General features: G+C 59.1%; 13 protein-coding genes and 1 pseudogene. 11 read left to right on the forward strand and 3 right to left on the reverse strand.

The genetic code is table 11. From position 1 onward, the window contains the following. Nucleotides 1–211: 211 nt before the first annotated feature. The gene (locus EV281_RS26535; RefSeq protein WP_132657329.1) at nt 212–595 is read left to right on the forward strand and encodes a VOC family protein; all 384 of its coding nucleotides are present in this window, start codon (nt 212–214) and stop codon (nt 593–595) included. 938 nt (nt 596–1533) lie between these two features. On the opposite strand, the gene EV281_RS26540 is transcribed toward EV281_RS26535, so the two are convergent. Next, nucleotides 1534–1767 carry a DUF982 domain-containing protein gene (locus EV281_RS26540; protein ID WP_245508362.1) on the reverse strand — a complete coding sequence of 78 codons (234 nt, stop codon included), beginning with the start codon at nt 1765–1767 and terminating at the stop codon, nt 1534–1536. Nucleotides 1768–3476: 1709 nt separating this feature from the next. On the opposite strand from EV281_RS26540, the gene EV281_RS26545 reads away from it, so the two are divergent. The 3 genes from EV281_RS26545 to EV281_RS26555 all read left to right on the forward strand — a co-directional run bounded on the left by EV281_RS26545 (nt 3477) and on the right by EV281_RS26555 (nt 6652). Beyond that, nucleotides 3477–4928: an ATPase domain-containing protein gene (locus EV281_RS26545; protein WP_132657333.1), complete on the forward strand. Its 1452-nt coding sequence runs from the start codon at nt 3477–3479 to the stop codon at nt 4926–4928. A gap of 22 nt (nt 4929–4950) precedes the next feature. Further along, nucleotides 4951–5307: a response regulator gene (locus EV281_RS26550; protein WP_132657335.1), complete on the forward strand. Its 357-nt coding sequence runs from the start codon at nt 4951–4953 to the stop codon at nt 5305–5307. A gap of 310 nt (nt 5308–5617) precedes the next feature. Beyond that, nucleotides 5618–6652 carry an ATP-binding protein gene (locus tag EV281_RS26555; RefSeq protein ID WP_245508373.1) on the forward strand — a complete coding sequence of 345 codons (1035 nt, stop codon included), beginning with the start codon at nt 5618–5620 and terminating at the stop codon, nt 6650–6652. A 289-nt stretch (nt 6653–6941) separates the two neighbouring features. Here EV281_RS26555 and EV281_RS26560 read toward each other — a convergent pair whose 3' ends face one another. Further along, nucleotides 6942–8165, reverse strand: coding sequence for a multidrug effflux MFS transporter (locus EV281_RS26560; protein WP_132657337.1), 1224 nt, complete (start codon nt 8163–8165; stop codon nt 6942–6944). Between the two features lie 61 nt (nt 8166–8226). On the opposite strand from EV281_RS26560, the gene EV281_RS26565 reads away from it, so the two are divergent. Next, nucleotides 8227–9012, forward strand: a complete 786-nt coding sequence (locus EV281_RS26565) for a TetR/AcrR family transcriptional regulator C-terminal domain-containing protein (protein ID WP_348631034.1) — start codon at nt 8227–8229, stop codon at nt 9010–9012. A gap of 71 nt (nt 9013–9083) precedes the next feature. On the opposite strand, the pseudogene EV281_RS26570 reads toward EV281_RS26565, so the two are convergent. Then, nucleotides 9084–9217, reverse strand: a pseudogene (locus tag EV281_RS26570) (type II toxin-antitoxin system RelB/DinJ family antitoxin); the annotation flags it as partial. A 495-nt stretch (nt 9218–9712) separates the two neighbouring features. On the opposite strand from EV281_RS26570, the gene EV281_RS26575 reads away from it, so the two are divergent. The 6 genes from EV281_RS26575 to EV281_RS26600 all read left to right on the forward strand — a co-directional run bounded on the left by EV281_RS26575 (nt 9713) and on the right by EV281_RS26600 (nt 16664). Further along, nucleotides 9713–12322, forward strand: coding sequence for an autotransporter outer membrane beta-barrel domain-containing protein (locus EV281_RS26575; RefSeq protein ID WP_245508363.1), 2610 nt, complete (start codon nt 9713–9715; stop codon nt 12320–12322). A gap of 399 nt (nt 12323–12721) precedes the next feature. Further along, nucleotides 12722–12997, forward strand: a complete 276-nt coding sequence (locus tag EV281_RS26580; protein ID WP_132657339.1) for an acylphosphatase — start codon at nt 12722–12724, stop codon at nt 12995–12997. A gap of 143 nt (nt 12998–13140) precedes the next feature. Next, complete coding sequence (locus tag EV281_RS26585) at nt 13141–13782, forward strand: Rieske 2Fe-2S domain-containing protein (protein WP_132657341.1); 642 nt, start codon at nt 13141–13143, stop codon at nt 13780–13782. After that, entirely contained in the window at nt 13779–14627 is an 849-nt protein-coding gene (locus tag EV281_RS26590) for an aromatic ring-hydroxylating dioxygenase subunit alpha (protein ID WP_132657343.1), read from the forward strand. The genes EV281_RS26585 and EV281_RS26590 overlap by 4 nt, the downstream gene beginning before the upstream one ends. Continuing rightward, nucleotides 14624–15283, forward strand: coding sequence for a glutathione S-transferase family protein (locus EV281_RS26595; RefSeq protein ID WP_132657344.1), 660 nt, complete (start codon nt 14624–14626; stop codon nt 15281–15283). Before EV281_RS26590 ends, EV281_RS26595 begins: the two co-directional genes overlap by 4 nt. Nucleotide 15284: 1 nt before the next feature. Further along, nucleotides 15285–16664 (forward strand): amidohydrolase, encoded by a 1380-nt coding sequence (locus EV281_RS26600; RefSeq protein WP_132657346.1) that lies wholly within the window; start codon nt 15285–15287, stop codon nt 16662–16664. Nucleotides 16665–16680 lie beyond the last annotated feature (16 nt).

The raw sequence follows: 16680 nt of genomic DNA on the forward strand, positions 1-16680 counted from the left end.
CGGTGTAACAACTGCATCGATGCGGACGAGTTGATGTCTTTTCTCACCGTCGGTAGTAGTCCTGTAGCGCTTGCTGGTATCGGGCTAAGGTTCCTCTGAGCGGATTTCTGCCCCGCGTCACAACCACTCCCGAAAGTGACAGCATCAGCCAGTTTCCTACCCTGTTAATTTTAGCTATCCTGCCGGCGTTCCAGAACCTGGCGAGGCCGAGATGGAAAACGAGACGGTCAATGTGCGTTATATGGTCGAAAGCGTGGAAACTTCGATCAAGTGGTATGTCACTCATCTGGGCTTTTCGGTTATCTCCAAGTATCCCCCTGCCTTCGCCGATGTCCAGCGAGGCGCACTTCGCTTGCTCTTGAGCGGCCCATCAAGTTCAGCGGGCCGCCCCATGGCCGATGGTGAGCTGCCCTGTCCAGGAGGGTGGAACCGGATCCATTTGATCGTCGACGATCTCGAAAACGAAGTGGAACGGCTGCGATCGGCCGGCGTGCAGTTCCGCAACGACGTCGTTCGCGGGCCAGGAGGAGCCCAGGTTTTGCTGGTTGATCCGTCGGGGAACCTGGTCGAACTGTTTCAGCCGGCGCGGAGTTAGCGAAAGGGAGGTACGGCTTAGGAGGACAGAGCCTTTGGCGGCCAACGATCGTTCGCCCTGCGGTTCCCAAGATGCGTGATCCGACCCTCATGCCTTTAGAACGGATCCTGCTTTCGCATGACGAGTAAGGTTCGCGCAGACATTTGCGTCGGCACCTTCACGCGATGTCTACGACAGACTACGGACGCCTACTGGGCGAGATGAGCGTTTGGCGGCACTGCATTGAATGCGTGAATCTGTCCGGCCTATCGCTGGAGCGATCACGCTCCTGGTTTTGATAGGAGTCTGCTACGTCTTTACTCATAACATGGTCGACCTTGTGGCCTTGCCGTAGATCAGGATCCGAAGCTGGCTATCATCCGCTACAATCGCCGGTTCTGCAGATGTGCAAGCAATATCTCGTGCATCCCATAGCCAGCATGCCATCGTTGGCTTGTTCGAGGGCTTCTTCGCCGCGCCTGCAGGTCAAGTGCTTGAAAGAGTTGAGTGTTTGGCTGCTCGACAAATGTGTTTCGCATGCCAAAACCCGTAGTCATCCAGAACGGACGGCGCAGACACTCTAGGCACGTTCGTGAAGGACTGCCCCATGATGAAGTCCCAGCCGTCTGCTTTTCCTGGCATCCTCAGGTCCGATCAAGGCGCAAAAGTGAGCCGGGTCCTTCTCGAACTCGAGCATTACCGTGGCCGCATTTGCAAAGACGAGGATCGCGAAACCCGCGTCCGCCACGACCTCTTCAAGACTACGTTTGATCAAATATTCGTCTTCTCCGATGAGCACAATCGGCTTGTCGCCGTGTGGGCTCGTGGTCCTTTCAGGGGATCTGGGGACATTCATTATCCTGAAACGCGAAGCGTTAGACCGCCATTGCGTTGAGGCGGTCCAGCGGCCCCCTAAACGAAAGCTATTTGAGACCGATTATGGCAAGCCGTAAAGCGCGTCATGCCGCATTTCCGGAAGCAAGGAAGAAGGTCGCGATGTTTGTTTTCGAAGCTGCCTTGAGGAAAGGTTGCCGAAATTCTTCAATGCCGATTTTTCCAGTGACGGCATCGGCGCACGATTTGACGGCCGTGACGTATTCTTCGCTGTCGTCGTCCGGCCGGCGCCCTTCAATAGGACATCTGCGATATCCGTTAATTGTTTGGACGATCGACCGCGCACGGCGCTCGCGCAAGACCAGCATCCTCGACGACCTTTGTGATAGTACGCTCGGAGCGCCCGAAAAGCGCGGGAGGTGTTGAATCAAACCGACAACCGCCAGTCGTAGTGAATGGATTCGTAGGCCGAATTCAACGGCGTACATATTCGGATAGTCACTGTACCGCCGAAATAGGGTCGTTTCGGCAAATGTCCGCTCCCGTGACCAAAACTGGAGACCGCTCGCGTTCGGAAGATGTTCGAGTTGACCGCAAATCCGTTGAAGAGGATCAAACGCAAGCAGAAGAAATGGACAGTGCCGCCCGCCCCGAAATTGCGATGCGAAAGCCAGGGTCTGGAGCTACGGGGCCAATAGCGTCGACAGTTCCGCAACCGTATAGGCGACAGACACCATGATCAGGGTTAATGCAATCGCAATCAGGATCTCAATCCGCATCATTCTTGGCCAGCTAGCCCTGAGGCTCCTGGCGTCAATCGGACTCAAGTCCGATCCGATATCGTTCACGTTCACGTGGGCCGGAAATCTTGCTGCGCAACGTGGTGAAGAACATGAAGCAAGGCCTCATCGATATCGGGGCCATCCAAAAGGGACGGATCGTCAGCTATTACCTGAACTGTTCGCTCCACTAGACGAGCTGCGTCGCATTCCGACTTTGCGTAGCCGCGTGCACCTTTTTTCAGGACATCAATGGCAGGTAAATGCAGATGGCTCAACGCTAGCCCCCTTCCTAACTTAGTTAGCGGGTGCACGCGTCACTCAGCCATCAGCGCCAACAAGCCGAGATCTGCCGGTGGTGGACGAATTGCACGCTTCCGTACGGATGGAGTCTATGCAGCGGAAAGCTTTTCTTTACCGCTCGGGCCGCCCCACCACCCGCACGGAGTCAGGCCCCGCTGCGCGCCTCCTTGGCTATCAGATCCATGAAATCATTGCTGTCCATCACGGTGTGAACGACGCCGTTCGAGTGAATGACAATTACCGCTAAGCCCGCTGTCGAGCTGCAATGCGATGTGGAAACAATTCATGGATTTGCCTCCTTGTTGCCAGGAGAAGAACAGGATGCCGGCTCGGTGTCTAACGCTAACACTTGAGGGGAAAAAGAAGCCCGCCGAAGCGGGCGAGTCGGGAAGTTAGGACGGGCCGCCGACTGCTGTGAAGACTGGTGAGCTGAACTAACCTTCGTCGTGCAACCCAAGTGTAATACTTCGCGGCGTTACGAAAGTTCCCGGTGCGACAGTCATTTTTGGCCGAAGGCGGAGGCCCGGTCACTGGTATTGACCGGGCCTCCGACTTGCCACCTCGTCAGGTGAGTGTGGCGGCGGTCGAGTACCCGGATCACCGGTAATCGTCAATTGGTCGCTCTTACGGGGCGGCTTGGTGATAATGATCCCCTGCATGCTGATGATGGGGCCTTCTGAGGACTCAACGATCGCCGCCAGAAAGGCCGCCGCATCTGCCCTGGCCGCGCAGCCCTGACACTCGCTTCAAGTCGCTCGAGCCCGTCCTGGGCGCTGCCGCCTTCCCGTCATAGTCCCCGTCTCCCATTGGCGTTCTGTACCCCAGGATCTGAATCGAAAAGAACCTGAACGAGGGGGGCACGCACCCATCGCGACAAACATAGCTCCTCCGCAGGCGAAATAAAGCACTTTGTAGGACTTGGCTGTTGCAATATCGTGCGCGGGACCTACGGTGCCATAACTCTCTCCTAGCGGTTGACCCACTCAATGCAAGAGCTCCCAAGACTATCCACTGGCATCCCCCGCCTCGACACCATCCTCGGCGGCGGCCTCGTCGAAGGTGCCTCCTATATCGTCCAGGGCCACCCCGGCGCAGGAAAAACGATCTTCTCCAACCAGGTGGCGTTTGCCAACGTCTCCCGCGGCGGCAAGGTCCTGTATGTGACGTTGCTGGCGGAGACCCATGATCGTCTGTTTCAGGCGCTGGGCACGCTGGACTTCTTTGACCGAACACAGCTTGGCTTAAGCATCTCTTACGTCGGCGTGTTTCAGACGCTGCGCGACGAGGGCCTTTCCGCAGTCGTCAGCCTTATCCGGCAGGAGATCGCCCGACAGGGAGCAACGCTGCTGGTTTTCGACGGCCTCCTCAATGCCAGTGATCGCGCCGACACCAATCTGGATGTGAAAACCTTCGTGGCAGAGGTTCAGAGCCAGGCTGCCTTCGCCGGCTGCACCGTCCTATTCCTGACCAGTACGCGCATTACTGAGGACAGCCCCGAGCACACCATGGTCGATGGTGTCATCGAGCTGCACAACGAACTTGTCGGTGTGCGAACCATACGCCGCCTACAGGTGAAAAAGTCGAGGGGAAGCGCCGGGCTTGGCGGCTATCACCAGTTCGAGATCACCTCCGCGGGTCTAGTGGCTTATCCCCGTCTTGAGGCCATCCAGTCGACGGAGTCCATCGACGACGACCCGGGCGCAAAACAAGTTGTGTCAGGAACGGCCGGGTTTGACGCCATGCTCGGCGGCGGAGTGCCGGAAAGCTCCGTGACGCTGGTGTTCGGCCCCTCCGGATGCGGCAAGACCGCATTGGGGCTTAATTTCCTGAGCCAGGCGAACGCCGGCGAGCCGGCGCTGCATTTCGGGTTCTACGAAACCCCTCCCCGCCTGCTGAGGAAGGCACGAGCGCTCGGCGTTGATCTCGAGAGGCCCATGAGATCGGGCGCTCTGGACGTGATCTGGAATCCGATGACCGAAAACCTGCTCGACAAGCTCGGTCATCGGCTTCTCGATGCGATCCAGTCCCGTGGCGTCAAACGCCTTCTGATCGACGGGCTCGGCGGCTTCGAGCGGGCTGCGGTCCATCCCTCGCGCCTCGTTGAATTTTTTGCGGCCCTGACGAACGAACTTCGCGCTCTAGGGGTTACTACTCTTGCGACCTGGGAACTGCGCGATCTTTTCGGCCCGACGGTAACGGCCCCCGGTTCAGAAATTTCAAGCCTTCTGGATAATCTGGTGATGCTGCGCCATGTAGAGATCAACTCCCGCTTCAAGCGCACCATCTCGGTGTTGAAGGTGAGGGACAGGGAATACGAACCTGTCATTCATGAGCTTGGCTTCGGCAACAATGGATTGAAGGTCATTTCTGCTCTTGAGCCGGTGACCGGAGCGACAACTGGAGTGGCGAGCGCGGTCAGTCCCGAACCACAAGCCTGAGAGAAAGCATGAGCTAAAGCAGATGCCACTGATCGTAATTGCCGAGGATGAGTTTCTGATCGCTCAGGTGCTGGCTATCATGCTGGAAGACGCCGGTTATGAAGTTGCTTCCGCCTCGCACGGAAAAACAGCACTCGCTCTCGTGCGCGAGAAGCGTCCATCCCTCGTCATCACCGATTTTATGATGCCGCTGATGACCGGTCTAGAGCTGGCGCAGGCGATGCGCGCGGACGGCGAGCTGGCTCATATCCCAATCATCCTCGTCAGCGGGGCCCAAGGCAGCATTGGCCGTGCCCACCCAGACGTCTTTGATGCTGTTCTGGACAAACCTTACAGTGAGAAGAAACTGATCCAAACGGTGTCCCGGCTACTGCCCTAAAATCCTGGTACGATGCTGCGGTGAAGCAAATTCTGGATTGAGATAAGTCGAGAGCGCGTGTCGGGCAATCCCACGGAGCGGCTGTCGTCAGTCGCTACAGATCGGCCATTGCAGAGCCAAAGCCGCTCCCGCAGACAAATTATCCTTGCAATTCTGGAAACTCATTCCATAAATGCGAGGATGATTGCGCGTCGAATCGAACCCGTGCTAAACGAGCTCCTAGATTCCAATTCCGCCGTGGCCCTTATCGGACCCCCGCCAGGTCGGAAAGACGACGCTTGCACTGGATGTAAGTAAGAAGCGAGCATCCATCTATCTTGATCTGGAATCCGACGCGGATCGCGCAAAACTCGCCGAACCGGAACTCTATCTCGATCAGCATAAGGACAAACTCGTCATCCTCGACGAGGTGCACCGCTTGCCGAACCTATTCCAAAACCTCAGGGGACTTATCGATCGAGGACGTCGCGCCGGTCGTCGAAGCGGACAGTTTCTGCTCCTCGGTTCAGCTTCGGTCGACCTGCTGAAGCAATCTGGCGAGACGCTGGCGGGGCGCATATCCTATCTCGAAATGTATCCGATCGACGGCTTGGAAGTGCCTCCTACGGAGCTCGAAACACTGTGGTTGCGCGGCGGCTTTCCCGATAGTTTTCTAGCGGCGAACGATCGGGTGAGCCTACGCTGGCGACAGGATTTCATCCGCACCTATCTTGAGCGCGATATCCCGCAACTCGGCCCAAGGATTCCTGCGGAAACGCTGCGCCGTTTCTGGATGATGTTGGCCCATCATCAGTCGGGCCTATTGAACGCTGCCGAGCTTGCCCGCTCGCTCGGCGTCGATGGCAAGACCGTCGCCTCCTATCTCGACCTGCTCGTCGATCTGCTCCTCGTCCGACGACTGGAACCCTGGCACGCCAACGTCGGGAAGCGCCTCGTTAAGTCGCCGAAGGTCTATGTCCGCGACAGCGGCCTCACGCATGCCCTGCTCGGACTGGGACCGACCGAACAGTTGCTTGGCCATCCAATTGCCGGCGCCAGCTGGGAAGCCTTTGCAGTCGAAACCATGATCGCTTCGGCTCCGGCGGGGACATCCGCAAATTTCTATCGCACAGCAGCCGGAGCGGAAATAGACCTTCTCTTGACACCACCGGCTGGGCGCCCATGGGCAATCGAGATTAAGCGCAGTCTTTCTCCAAAGGTCGAAAAAGGATTTTACCAGGCATGCGTGGATCTGCAGCCGGAAAGGCGCATAGTTATCTACCCGGGTCAGGAAAGCCTTCCGTTGAAGAATGATGTTACCGCAATGCCCCTTCCCATGGCTGCCACTCTCATCGGACAAGCCTGACCTGGAGTTTTGAGCCTCTCGACAGAAGGTTCGCGTGCTACGTTCAATTCCCGCAGTTAAAGGGAACCGAACCGGCGATGCCTCGCTCAAATGATGATGGCCACGACCATGGCCGGCCCCATCAGGTCTAGTTAGCGGTCGTCGCCTTCGTATCAATCGCGCGACAACAGCTAAGCAACGGTCCTTTTCGCCAAGCGTCACCCCCTTTAGAAAGCGCACTCCGCCCGGGCTGAAGAGGCTTCGGCGCGAGCGGCCTGCAACGAGCCGCTGTCATCGGTGGCACCAGGATCTATTGAGCCGCCACCACATACCTGCTCTTCAGCACTGCGATCGAAAGGAGGAACACAACGGCCGAGCAGATGGCGATGATGACCACCATTGGTCTCGCCGTCCCGTCCATAAACATAGCGCTGATGCCAACTACCAGCGCCGACGTCATGAACTGGACCGTCCCCATCATTGCCGAGGCCGTACCAGCGATGCGACCGTGGTGTTCGAGCGCCAGTACCGCCGCATTCGGCACGATCATTCCAAGGAAAGCGTAGCCCGCAAACAGGAAGGCCGCCATGATGTCGAGGCGATCGGTGCCACCGACCATCAGGACAGCCAGCGCCAACATCGTCAGCGTATAACCAGAAACTGCACCGCGAATCACCTTGCGCAAACCAATCCGGCGGGCAAGCCAGCCGTTCATCTGCGACATGCCGATGAAGCCAATAGCATTCACCGAAAAGACCACGCTGTAAAACGAGGGAGAGAGCCCGTAGTGGCCGATGAGTACGAAGGACGAGTTGGCGACATAGATCATGTAGCTCGACATGCCGAAGGAGGCCATAAGCACTAGACCGAGATAATACGGGTCTTTAAGGAGTATCCCGTAGGCTTTTAATGCGCCGCCGAGGCTGCTTTCACTGCGAGCCGCAACCGGACGGGTCTCCTCAAGGAAAAAGCGGCCCGCGACGAAGCCGACAACGCCGGCGAAGACCATGACCCAAAAGATCAGTCGCCAGTTCCCGAACACTGTCACGATGCTGCCGGCGAGCGGCGCCAGGATGGGTGAGATACTGAAGACCAGCATAAGCCGCGACATAAGTTGCGCGGCCGCCGCCCCCGTATGCAGGTCGCGCACGATGGCCCGGGCAATCACGACGCCGGCACAGGCGCCGGTGCCCTGAATGAAACGGAAGGCGACCAGCCAGCTAATGTCGGTGGAGAGCGCGCAGCCGATCGCGCCAAGAAGGTAGAGCACCAGACCGACATACAGAGGCCGCTTGCGGCCAAACATGTCCGACAGCGGACCATAGACAATCTGCGACACCGCCATGGCGGCGAAGAAGGAGATCAGGCTTGCCTGAACTGCATGGCTGTCGGCGTGAAGATCCAGACTGATCGTCGGCAACGCGGGCAGATACATGTCGAGGGCAAAGAGACCGACGGCAGAAAGAAGGCCAAGGACGATGGCATGATGGGAGCCGCCGACGACTGGAGATGAAATGGAATTCTTGCTCTGCATGGAAAAACCTTTCCCGCACACCATCCTCCGGGCGAAGAAGCGAAGTCTCATATGAAAACATATGACGGGGGCTAAGTGGGCGATTATAGATGGGATGGCGGTAAGACGGAGATGGTTCTCTAGCTATTCCGTCAGACCTGTAAAATATTTTGGACAGTATTGTCCAACCCGTCAAGTCCTATATGGTGGTGTCATGAAAACTTCGCCCGCAGCCGCTTCTTGCGAGACAGAGAATAGTCAGCCCGCCACTAGCAAACGTCAGGCAATCCTAAACGCGGCCGCAGACGTTTTTGCCGAGGACGGGTTTGCGGCGGCCAGCATCGATGCCATCGCTGCAAGAGCCGGCGTGTCGCGTCAGACGGTGTACAATCAACTCGGCGACAAGGATAATCTATTCAAGGTCGTGGTTGCGGAGATCACGGAGAAATCGAGCGCTGGCTTCTTTCGGGTTTTGGACACATTTCCCGTGGCCCCTATCGATCTCGAAAGGGAACTGACCGAATTTTCAGCGCTGCTCCTGCGTAAGGCGGTCTGCGATCCGAATGGTCGCTGGCTACGCAAGCTCGTCGAGACCGAAGGCAGCAGATTTCCGGAATTGTTTGAGACCTGGAAGGAATACGGACCGGGCAAGAAGTATCCTGCCATCGCGGCTCGCCTGGCACAGCTCACACTGGCTGGCCACCTCGATATAGAGGATCCGGCACTTGCCGCGCGCCAGTACATGGCGCTGCTCGCAACAGACCTGCGGATCAACCAACAGATCGGCCGTCCAACTCCAGATGAGGAGGTCGACCGCATGGCAAGAGAGGCAACGAAGACATTTTTGCGCGCATTCGGCAAGCGCTAATATCGCGGCCGCATGTAAAAAATGACACGGTCGCGGGCAAACCTCTCGTCCCTGCTGCGCGTTACCTACAACCCCTCGTTGGCCGTCCGAGTGAGCAAGATACGAACCGCATCCGATACCGTTAGGCCCATGTTTTCAAGCACGGCGGAGGCGCAATCCCGAACTTCGGCATCCCTACGGTTTGGACGAGTGCGTTTGCAGCAATAGCCATCTCCATTTCGAGCTATTGCAAATGAATGACGAACGCAATGGCAGGTTTCGGTCGTCTTCGCTCACTCGCGTCGTTTTAAGCTCTTCGACGGAATTGAACTCGCGGCCCCAGAGGTCGAGACCTTCTGGGGACAATTCAGCGACTTAGAAGCGGGATGAAATGCATTCAACCGAAATTACTGTGAGCTCCGCTTAACGGTTCAGCGCATTGTTGAGGTCATGCAATCCGACCATCAGTCGTTTTCCTAGCGCCATCAACGGAATGCGGAGACCCGGCGACAGCCCCGGAGGTTACCAAAACCCTAACATATCGATCCACAAAACCGTCTGCATTTGACGGTTTTGTTGCCGCCCGGCAACAACCCGTCGCCTTTGGCGCAGCAAGGCTCGCTCGGTGATCAGCCGATCGCTTGTGAGTTAGACCGAAGCGGCGCACAAAAGTACATCCTGAGATCGTATTTATATTAACGACAACTTTACAGAGGCAGACATGAGCGGCAGCGTCGTCGACAGGAAAGCAAAACTCTTTGCGGGCGCAAGTCTCGCTGCGCTGGCACTGCAATGCTGCCTCTCCTTCCCCGCGTCGGCAGGTGATTACACGGCCGGCGACGCTACCGACTTCTTTAACAAGGTCACGGTCGCCAATGCCGACGGCGATGCCAGCGCGACGATTACGCTGACTGGCGATATCACGGGACCGATTGCCACTCTGCCCGCTATCACGAAGCCGATCGGCATCAATACCAACGGCTTCACCATGACCGGCTTCCAGACCACGACAACCAACGGTCAGACATTGACCTTTTCCGGTACACTCATCGGAAATACAGCCCAACGCGGTTTCTGGTTCAATAACACCCTGATCCCCTCCTCGCTGGTTAACAACGGCTCGATCACCGGCGGGGCTGACGGAAGCTCGACCTCCAGTTCAGGTGTCGCATTTGCCGGACCCGGGACCTTCGTGAATAACGGAACGGTGACCGGCGGCGTCAGCACGGGTGCTGCCGCCGGCGGCCAGGGCATCAATGCCCTCCGGGGTCTCGCCATCACCAATAACGGGCTGATCCAAGGTGGAAGGAGCGCCGGGGGACCCGGTGGCGCGGGAGTAAGCCTCGGAACATTTGCCACTGCCGCGAGCCCGGCCTCCCTAATCAACAACGGCACGATCCGTGGCGGCGATGGGGCCACCGGTTCGGGCGAAGGCGTCCATCTTTCCCTCGGTGCCTTGCTGGCCGAAAACAATGGGACGATCGTCGGCGGCAGCAATGCGGCTGCGATCACCATCCAGCTGCCGAATGCACTGATCGTCAACAACGGCACCCTTCAGGCCGGAGCCGGCGGCGCCGATGCCATCATCATGAGCACGGCTGCAGGCGCCATGACCCTCGAACTCCATTCGGGTTCGGTCATTATCGGCAACGCTGTCGGCAGCACCACGCGCACCGACACGTTGCGCCTCGGCGGTACAGGAACCGGCAGTTTCGACGTGTCGTCGATCGGTACCGCCGGGCAATACCAGAACTTCGACACATTCGAAAAAACCGGCGCCGGAACATGGCTTCTGACCGGCAACGGGACTGTGACGACGGACTGGACGATCTATGACGGCACGCTGCTCGTCGGCGACCACAGCGCCGCCTCCAGCGTCACCGGCGATATCACCAATTTCGGCAGGCTCGGCGGCAGCGGAACCATCATCGGCGACGTGAGCAACTCCGACACGGTCGCCCCCGGCAATTCGATCGGCACGCTGACGATCAATGGCAACTACACCGGCAATGGCGGCACCCTTGCGATCGAAAGCGTGCTCGGCGGCGATACCTCGCCGACCGATCGCCTTGTGGTAACGGGCAATACGGCAGGCACGACCAATGTGCGTGTCACCAATCTCGGCGGCGGCGGAGCGCAGACCGTCGAAGGCATCAAGATCGTCGATGTCGGCGGCACCTCGGCCGGAAGCTTTTCGCTGCTCGGCGACTACGTCTTCCTGGGCAATCAGGCCCTTGTCGGCGGCGCCTATGCCTATCGGCTCTACCAGAACGGCATCGCGACACCCGGTGATGGCGACTGGTATCTTCGCTCCGCACTGATCAATCCCGCTGCACCCGCCGCAGCCGCAGGGCCGCTCTATCAGCCCGGCGTTCCGCTCTACGAGGCCTATCCGCAGCTCCTGCTCGCCCTGAACGGACTTTCCACGCTGCAGCAGCGCGTCGGCGACCGCTACTGGTCGGGCGACGGTGCGGCGACATCGGCCAAGGCATTGGAGAATGTATGGCTGCGCACCGAGGGCGCGCATGCGAGCCTCGAGCCTGACAGCAGCACCACCGTCGACAGCTACGACTACGATCTGTTCAAGCTGGAGGGCGGCCTGGATGGCGAGCTCTATCAGGATCAGAGCGGCCGGCTGATCGGCGGGCTGACCGTCCATTACGGCACCGTCTCCGACGATATCGGCTCCCTCTACGGCAATGGCGATATCGACACGACCGGCTTCGGGTTGGGCGCGACGCTGACGTGGTATGGCGACAACGGCTTTTATGTCGACGCGCAGAGCCAGGTCACCTGGTATGACAGCGATCTCAAATCCGACCTCGTCGACGGCGCCATGGAAAGCGGCAACAACGGCTTCGGCTATGCGCTGAGCCTGGAGGCCGGACGGCGCTTTGCAGCCTCCGGTCCATGGTCGATCACGCCACAGGCGCAGCTCATTTATTCCTCCGTCGACTTCGACACGTTCAATGATCGCTTCGGCGCGCGGGTGTCGCTCGATGACGGCGACAGCCTGATCGGCCGGCTCGGCGTGGCGCTCGACCGCGAGGAGACAATGCGGCGGGCCGATGGCCAGAGGGCATTGGCGAAAGTCTATGGCAGCGCCAATCTCTACGGCGAGTTCCTGGATGGCACCGCCGTCGACGTCTCCGGCACCGGTTTCGAAACGAAGAATGATCCGCTCTGGGCGGGGCTGACGCTTGGCGGCAGCTACAACTGGAGCGACGACCGCTACTCGCTCTATGGCGAGGTCGCCGCGAAATCCTCGCTGAAAGATTTCGGCGACAGCTATGTGATTAGTGGCACCGCTGGCCTGCGCGTGAAGTGGTAGAGGCGGACGCATTTGCTCAGTCCGCCAGCGGCCGTTGCGCCAATGGAGACCAAGAGCCTTCACATTGATTTTGGGACGGGGGAACTCATTACAAGGGACCATGGCGCGCATCCAGCAGAGCACGCCGATAGCCGCAATCGAAGAATGCGCTGCCTCATGGACGGGCATTGGGAGAGGCGCCGGCACCGCTCCTCCCACCGAGACGATGCGGATGATCAATGGATGCTTTATCACGGTAAGCAAGTTTATGTTCTGCAACGCAAAAGCGTAAATCGACCTTCGCGACGCAAACGCGATATAGCATTGCTGCGATTGCTGACCGTGTTCCCGCCCTGCCTCTTTCATAAATGAATCGAGGCGCTATGCTGTCATCGCGGCACGCACAATGGAAATTCGACAATGCAGTCACGGCAGAACGAGTTGCGCGAGAGGATGACGATCCTCGGCGAGATTGATGCAGACTCGTTCATCCCGTGGATCCGTCGCCATGCCGATAAGCTCGGACTATCCCAAAGTTTCTTTCACATCGGCGCCGACAAAATCGAACTTGAGGTCGCAGGTCCTGTTGAGTTGATTGACATGCTGGAAATGGGGTGTTCGCTCGGCCCGATCGACGTCTGGGTGGACGAGATACAGCGCACGATTGTGGACATTGCCGACACACCGCAGGCCTGACCACATTGATCTTGCCCTTTATTTAATCATTGTTGCCAATGCAGTTTTTTTATGCAAGCCTCTGACCAACCGAGGCCGAAAGCTCGGCAACCGTGCACGGCCCGGCGGTACAAAGGCCGTAAGGAAATTAGGACTTATACGTTATGCTATCTGATACGGCCGGCTATTGGACGCCAGTCGCCCTTTCTGCTGATCTGCCACCGGCAACCGTGATACCGGCCTGGACGCCAGCAGGATCGATCGCTCTCTGGCGCACTCAGTCGGGACGCGTATCGGCATCGTCGGATCGCTGTCCGCATCGCGGGATGCGATTGTCTCACGGCTTCGTGCGCGGCGAGGCACTCTCCTGCATCTATCACGGCTGGAGCTATTCTCCGGCAGGAGGATGCATCCGCATCCCTGCCCACCCCGACCTCGTGCCGCCGGAAACGATCCGTGTCGCAGGCCATAAGGTCCAGGAATCGCGTGGCGTCATCTGGGTTGCCGTCGGAGAACCCTTGGCATCACAGCCATCGCTTGATGATCTCTTGCCGTTGCGCTCGTTGACTGTCGAGGCCGGCATTCCGGCGCTCGAAGCTGCAGCCGGTGCGAAAATTGGAATGGACGGACTGATTTCAATTGCGGACTGTCCATGGGTCCGGCTGCTACCGACCGAGCAAGCAGGGCGCACACTCGTTCACGTCATGATCGAAAAGGATCGCAGCCTGTCGGACCGGCTCACCGCGTCCCGCATCGCCGAAGCCGTGCGTCGGCAGGCGGAAGCGCGGCAGAAGGAGGTGGAATGACGAAGGCTGGCGCAATGATCGACGAATGGTATCCGGTCGGCCTTTTTTCCCGCCTCGGCGAAATCGGCACAAAGACCGCTCTGATGGGCGAGCCCATCGAAGTCGCGCGCATTTCCGATGACAATGCGCAGGTGACATCAGCCGATGGGCGCAACCTTCCGGTCCGCATCCGCTACGGCCATGTCTGGTCGTCGCTCGGCAATCCCGGTAAGGAGCTTTTTGCCATTCCCGAGGCAGATCAGCCTGGCCGCCGTTTTGTCGATGTCGGCGTGGTGCGGGTGCGCTGCTCGCCGCTACGCGCGGTGGAGAACTTCCTCGACATCGCCCATTTCCCGTTCGTCCATACCGACATTCTCGGTGCCGAGCCACACACGGAAGTCGAGAACTACAAGGTCGAGATTCGCGAAGACGCGGACGAGGTCTGGGCAACGAAGGTGAAATTCTATCAGCCGCAGGCGGCCAAATCAGCCACCGGCGGCATTACCACCGAATATATGTACCGCGTGCCTGCACCGACCTGCTCGGTGCTCTATAAGACCTGCCCTCCCCGGCCCGGCGAATGGGATGTCATTACTCTCTTCGTGCAGCCGCTTGCAGAAGATCTTTGCGACGTATGGCCCTGGATGGCCCTCTTTGATGACGTGACACCAATGACAGACCTCATCCATTTTCAGCAGATGATCTTCCTGCAGGATCGCTCAATCCTTGAAAACCAGATCCCGGCCCTCCTGCCGCTCGATCCCGGCATGGAAATCCCGACCCGCGCCGACCTGACCTCGATCGCCTACAGGCGCTGGCTCAAGCGCCACAACTATACCTACGGCGCACAATTGGTCGCGCAATGAAGCTCTACGACTACATTCTCTCGCCGAGCTGCTATAAGATTCGCCTGATGGCGGCGATCCTCGGCATCAAGCTGGATATCCGGCCGGTCGATTTTCATCCGGGCGCCGAACATCGCGGACCCGAACTCCTGGCGCTCAATCCGGCGGGTTCTATACCGATCCTCGAGGACGGCGATCTCGTTCTGACGGAATCCTCCGCAATGCTCGCCTATCTCGCCGCCGGCAACGCCCCGGAATGGCTGGGTACAGGTACGCCTGAAGAAACGGCGCGGGTGCAGCAGTGGCTCTCCTTCTCGCATCGACTGACAGCCAATCTCGGCGGCGCGCGGCTGCACGAGATGCTTCTGCGCCCTGGCGATATTAACGTCCTGCAGAGGCAGGGCGTCGCCGCGCTGCGCGAACTGGAAGCCGGCCTCTTCGAACAGCAGCTTCGCGGCATGCGGTTCCTCGCGTCGAACCGCGCCACGATCGCCGATATCGCCTGCTTCCCCTATGTTGCGCTCGCGCCCGATGGCGGCATCTCGCTCGATCCATACCCAACGATCCGGCTTTGGCTGCGTGCCGTCCGCAGCATCGACGGCTTCATCGAAATGCCCGGCATTCACCGCCTGCACGAGCTGAAGCCAGATCCGCATCCTGCCAAGGAAGAGAGCTGACATGGTTAGCTACCTCCTCAAGAACTGCGCGGCCATCATCGTCGACGAGGGCAACGGCCCGGCCGTATGCCGGAACGTCGATCTGCTCACGGATGGTCCGGCGATCCAGGCGATCGGAGCGAACCTGGCGGCCGAAACACTGCCCGCCGGCACAATCGTGCAGGATGCCACCGGCTGGTTCGTTTACCCCGGCCTCGTCAACACGCATCACCATTTCTTCCAGTGCTTCGTGCGCAACCGCGCCGACCTCGACTGGACGAAGCTCTCGGTCATCGAGTGGCTCGACCGGATCTACCCGATCTTCTCGCGGCTGAACGAGGATTGCTTCTACCATTCCTCCGTCACGGCCATGGCCGAGATGATCAAGCATGGCTGCACGACGGCTTTCGACCACCAATATTGCTTTCCCCGGCACGCCGGAAAGCGCCTGATCGACCGGCAATTCGAGGCGGCCGAGCTTCTCGGGATGCGTTTCCATGCAGGCCGCGGCGGCAATACGCTGCCGACATCCGAGGGATCGACGATCCCGGACGCCATGCTGGAAACGACGGATGAATTCATAGCCGATTGCGCCCGGCTGATCGACAGCTACCATGACGGTAGGCCCTTCAGTATGCGGCAGGTGGTCGTTGCGCCCTGCCAGCCGGTCAACTGCTACCGCGAGACCTTCGTTGAATCCGTTGCACTTGCCCGTGACCGCGGCGTGTTTTTGCACACTCATGTCGGTGAAGGAGAAAGCCCGGTCATCGAGGCGCGGCATGGGATGCGCACGGTCGATTACTGCACGGAACTCGGATTTGCAGGTCCCGACACCTTCTATGCCCACTGCTGGGAACTGACGCATGACGAACTCCGCAAGATGGCGGCAAGCGGAACCGGCGTCTCCCATTGCCCGGAGCCGGTCTATCTCGTCGGCGCAGAGGTGACGGATATTCCGGCCATGTCGGCCTTCGACCTACGCGTCGGGCTTGGTTGCGACGGCGCTGCCTCAAACGACAATTCGAATCTCATGCACTGCATCCACTCCGCCTATATGCTGCAATGCCTGTTGGCATCAACACGCGCACACCCTGTTCCGCCGCCGGTCGATTTCCTTGGCTACTCAACCGCGGGCGGCGCAAGCCTGCTCGGCCGCGACGATATCGGCCGTCTAGCGCCGGGCATGGCGGCAGACCTTTTCGCGATCGACACACGGCGGATGGACTATGTCGGCACGCGGCACGACCCGCTGAGCCTGATCGCCAAGGTCGGGATCGGCATGCCGACCGACCTCACGATGATCAATGGGCGCGTCGTCTGGCAGGCCGGTGAATTTGCCGGCCTCGACGAATCCAAGCTTTTCGCGGACGCCGAAGCCGCGCTCGCGGCCGTCGAATTCTGAAAACCAAAAGAGGGGA

Origin of the sequence: Rhizobium sp. BK418 (assembly GCF_004341105.1) — a bacterium.
In the GTDB taxonomy this organism is placed as follows: domain Bacteria; phylum Pseudomonadota; class Alphaproteobacteria; order Rhizobiales; family Rhizobiaceae; genus Rhizobium.

Coding starts and splice junctions, on each gene's coding strand:
- EV281_RS26575 (WP_245508363.1), top strand. CDS start 9,713: ATGAGCGGCAGCGTCGTCGACAGGAAAGCAAAACTCTTTGCGGGCGCA.
- EV281_RS26545 (WP_132657333.1), top strand. CDS start 3,477: ATGCAAGAGCTCCCAAGACTATCCACTGGCATCCCCCGCCTCGACACC.
- EV281_RS26580 (WP_132657339.1), top strand. CDS start 12,722: ATGCAGTCACGGCAGAACGAGTTGCGCGAGAGGATGACGATCCTCGGC.
- EV281_RS26550 (WP_132657335.1), top strand. CDS start 4,951: ATGCCACTGATCGTAATTGCCGAGGATGAGTTTCTGATCGCTCAGGTG.
- EV281_RS26565 (WP_348631034.1), top strand. CDS start 8,227: ATGACGGGGGCTAAGTGGGCGATTATAGATGGGATGGCGGTAAGACGG.
- EV281_RS26600 (WP_132657346.1), top strand. CDS start 15,285: ATGGTTAGCTACCTCCTCAAGAACTGCGCGGCCATCATCGTCGACGAG.
- EV281_RS26590 (WP_132657343.1), top strand. CDS start 13,779: ATGACGAAGGCTGGCGCAATGATCGACGAATGGTATCCGGTCGGCCTT.
- EV281_RS26535 (WP_132657329.1), top strand. CDS start 212: ATGGAAAACGAGACGGTCAATGTGCGTTATATGGTCGAAAGCGTGGAA.
- EV281_RS26595 (WP_132657344.1), top strand. CDS start 14,624: ATGAAGCTCTACGACTACATTCTCTCGCCGAGCTGCTATAAGATTCGC.
- EV281_RS26585 (WP_132657341.1), top strand. CDS start 13,141: ATGCTATCTGATACGGCCGGCTATTGGACGCCAGTCGCCCTTTCTGCT.
- EV281_RS26560 (WP_132657337.1), bottom strand. CDS start 8,165: ATGCAGAGCAAGAATTCCATTTCATCTCCAGTCGTCGGCGGCTCCCAT.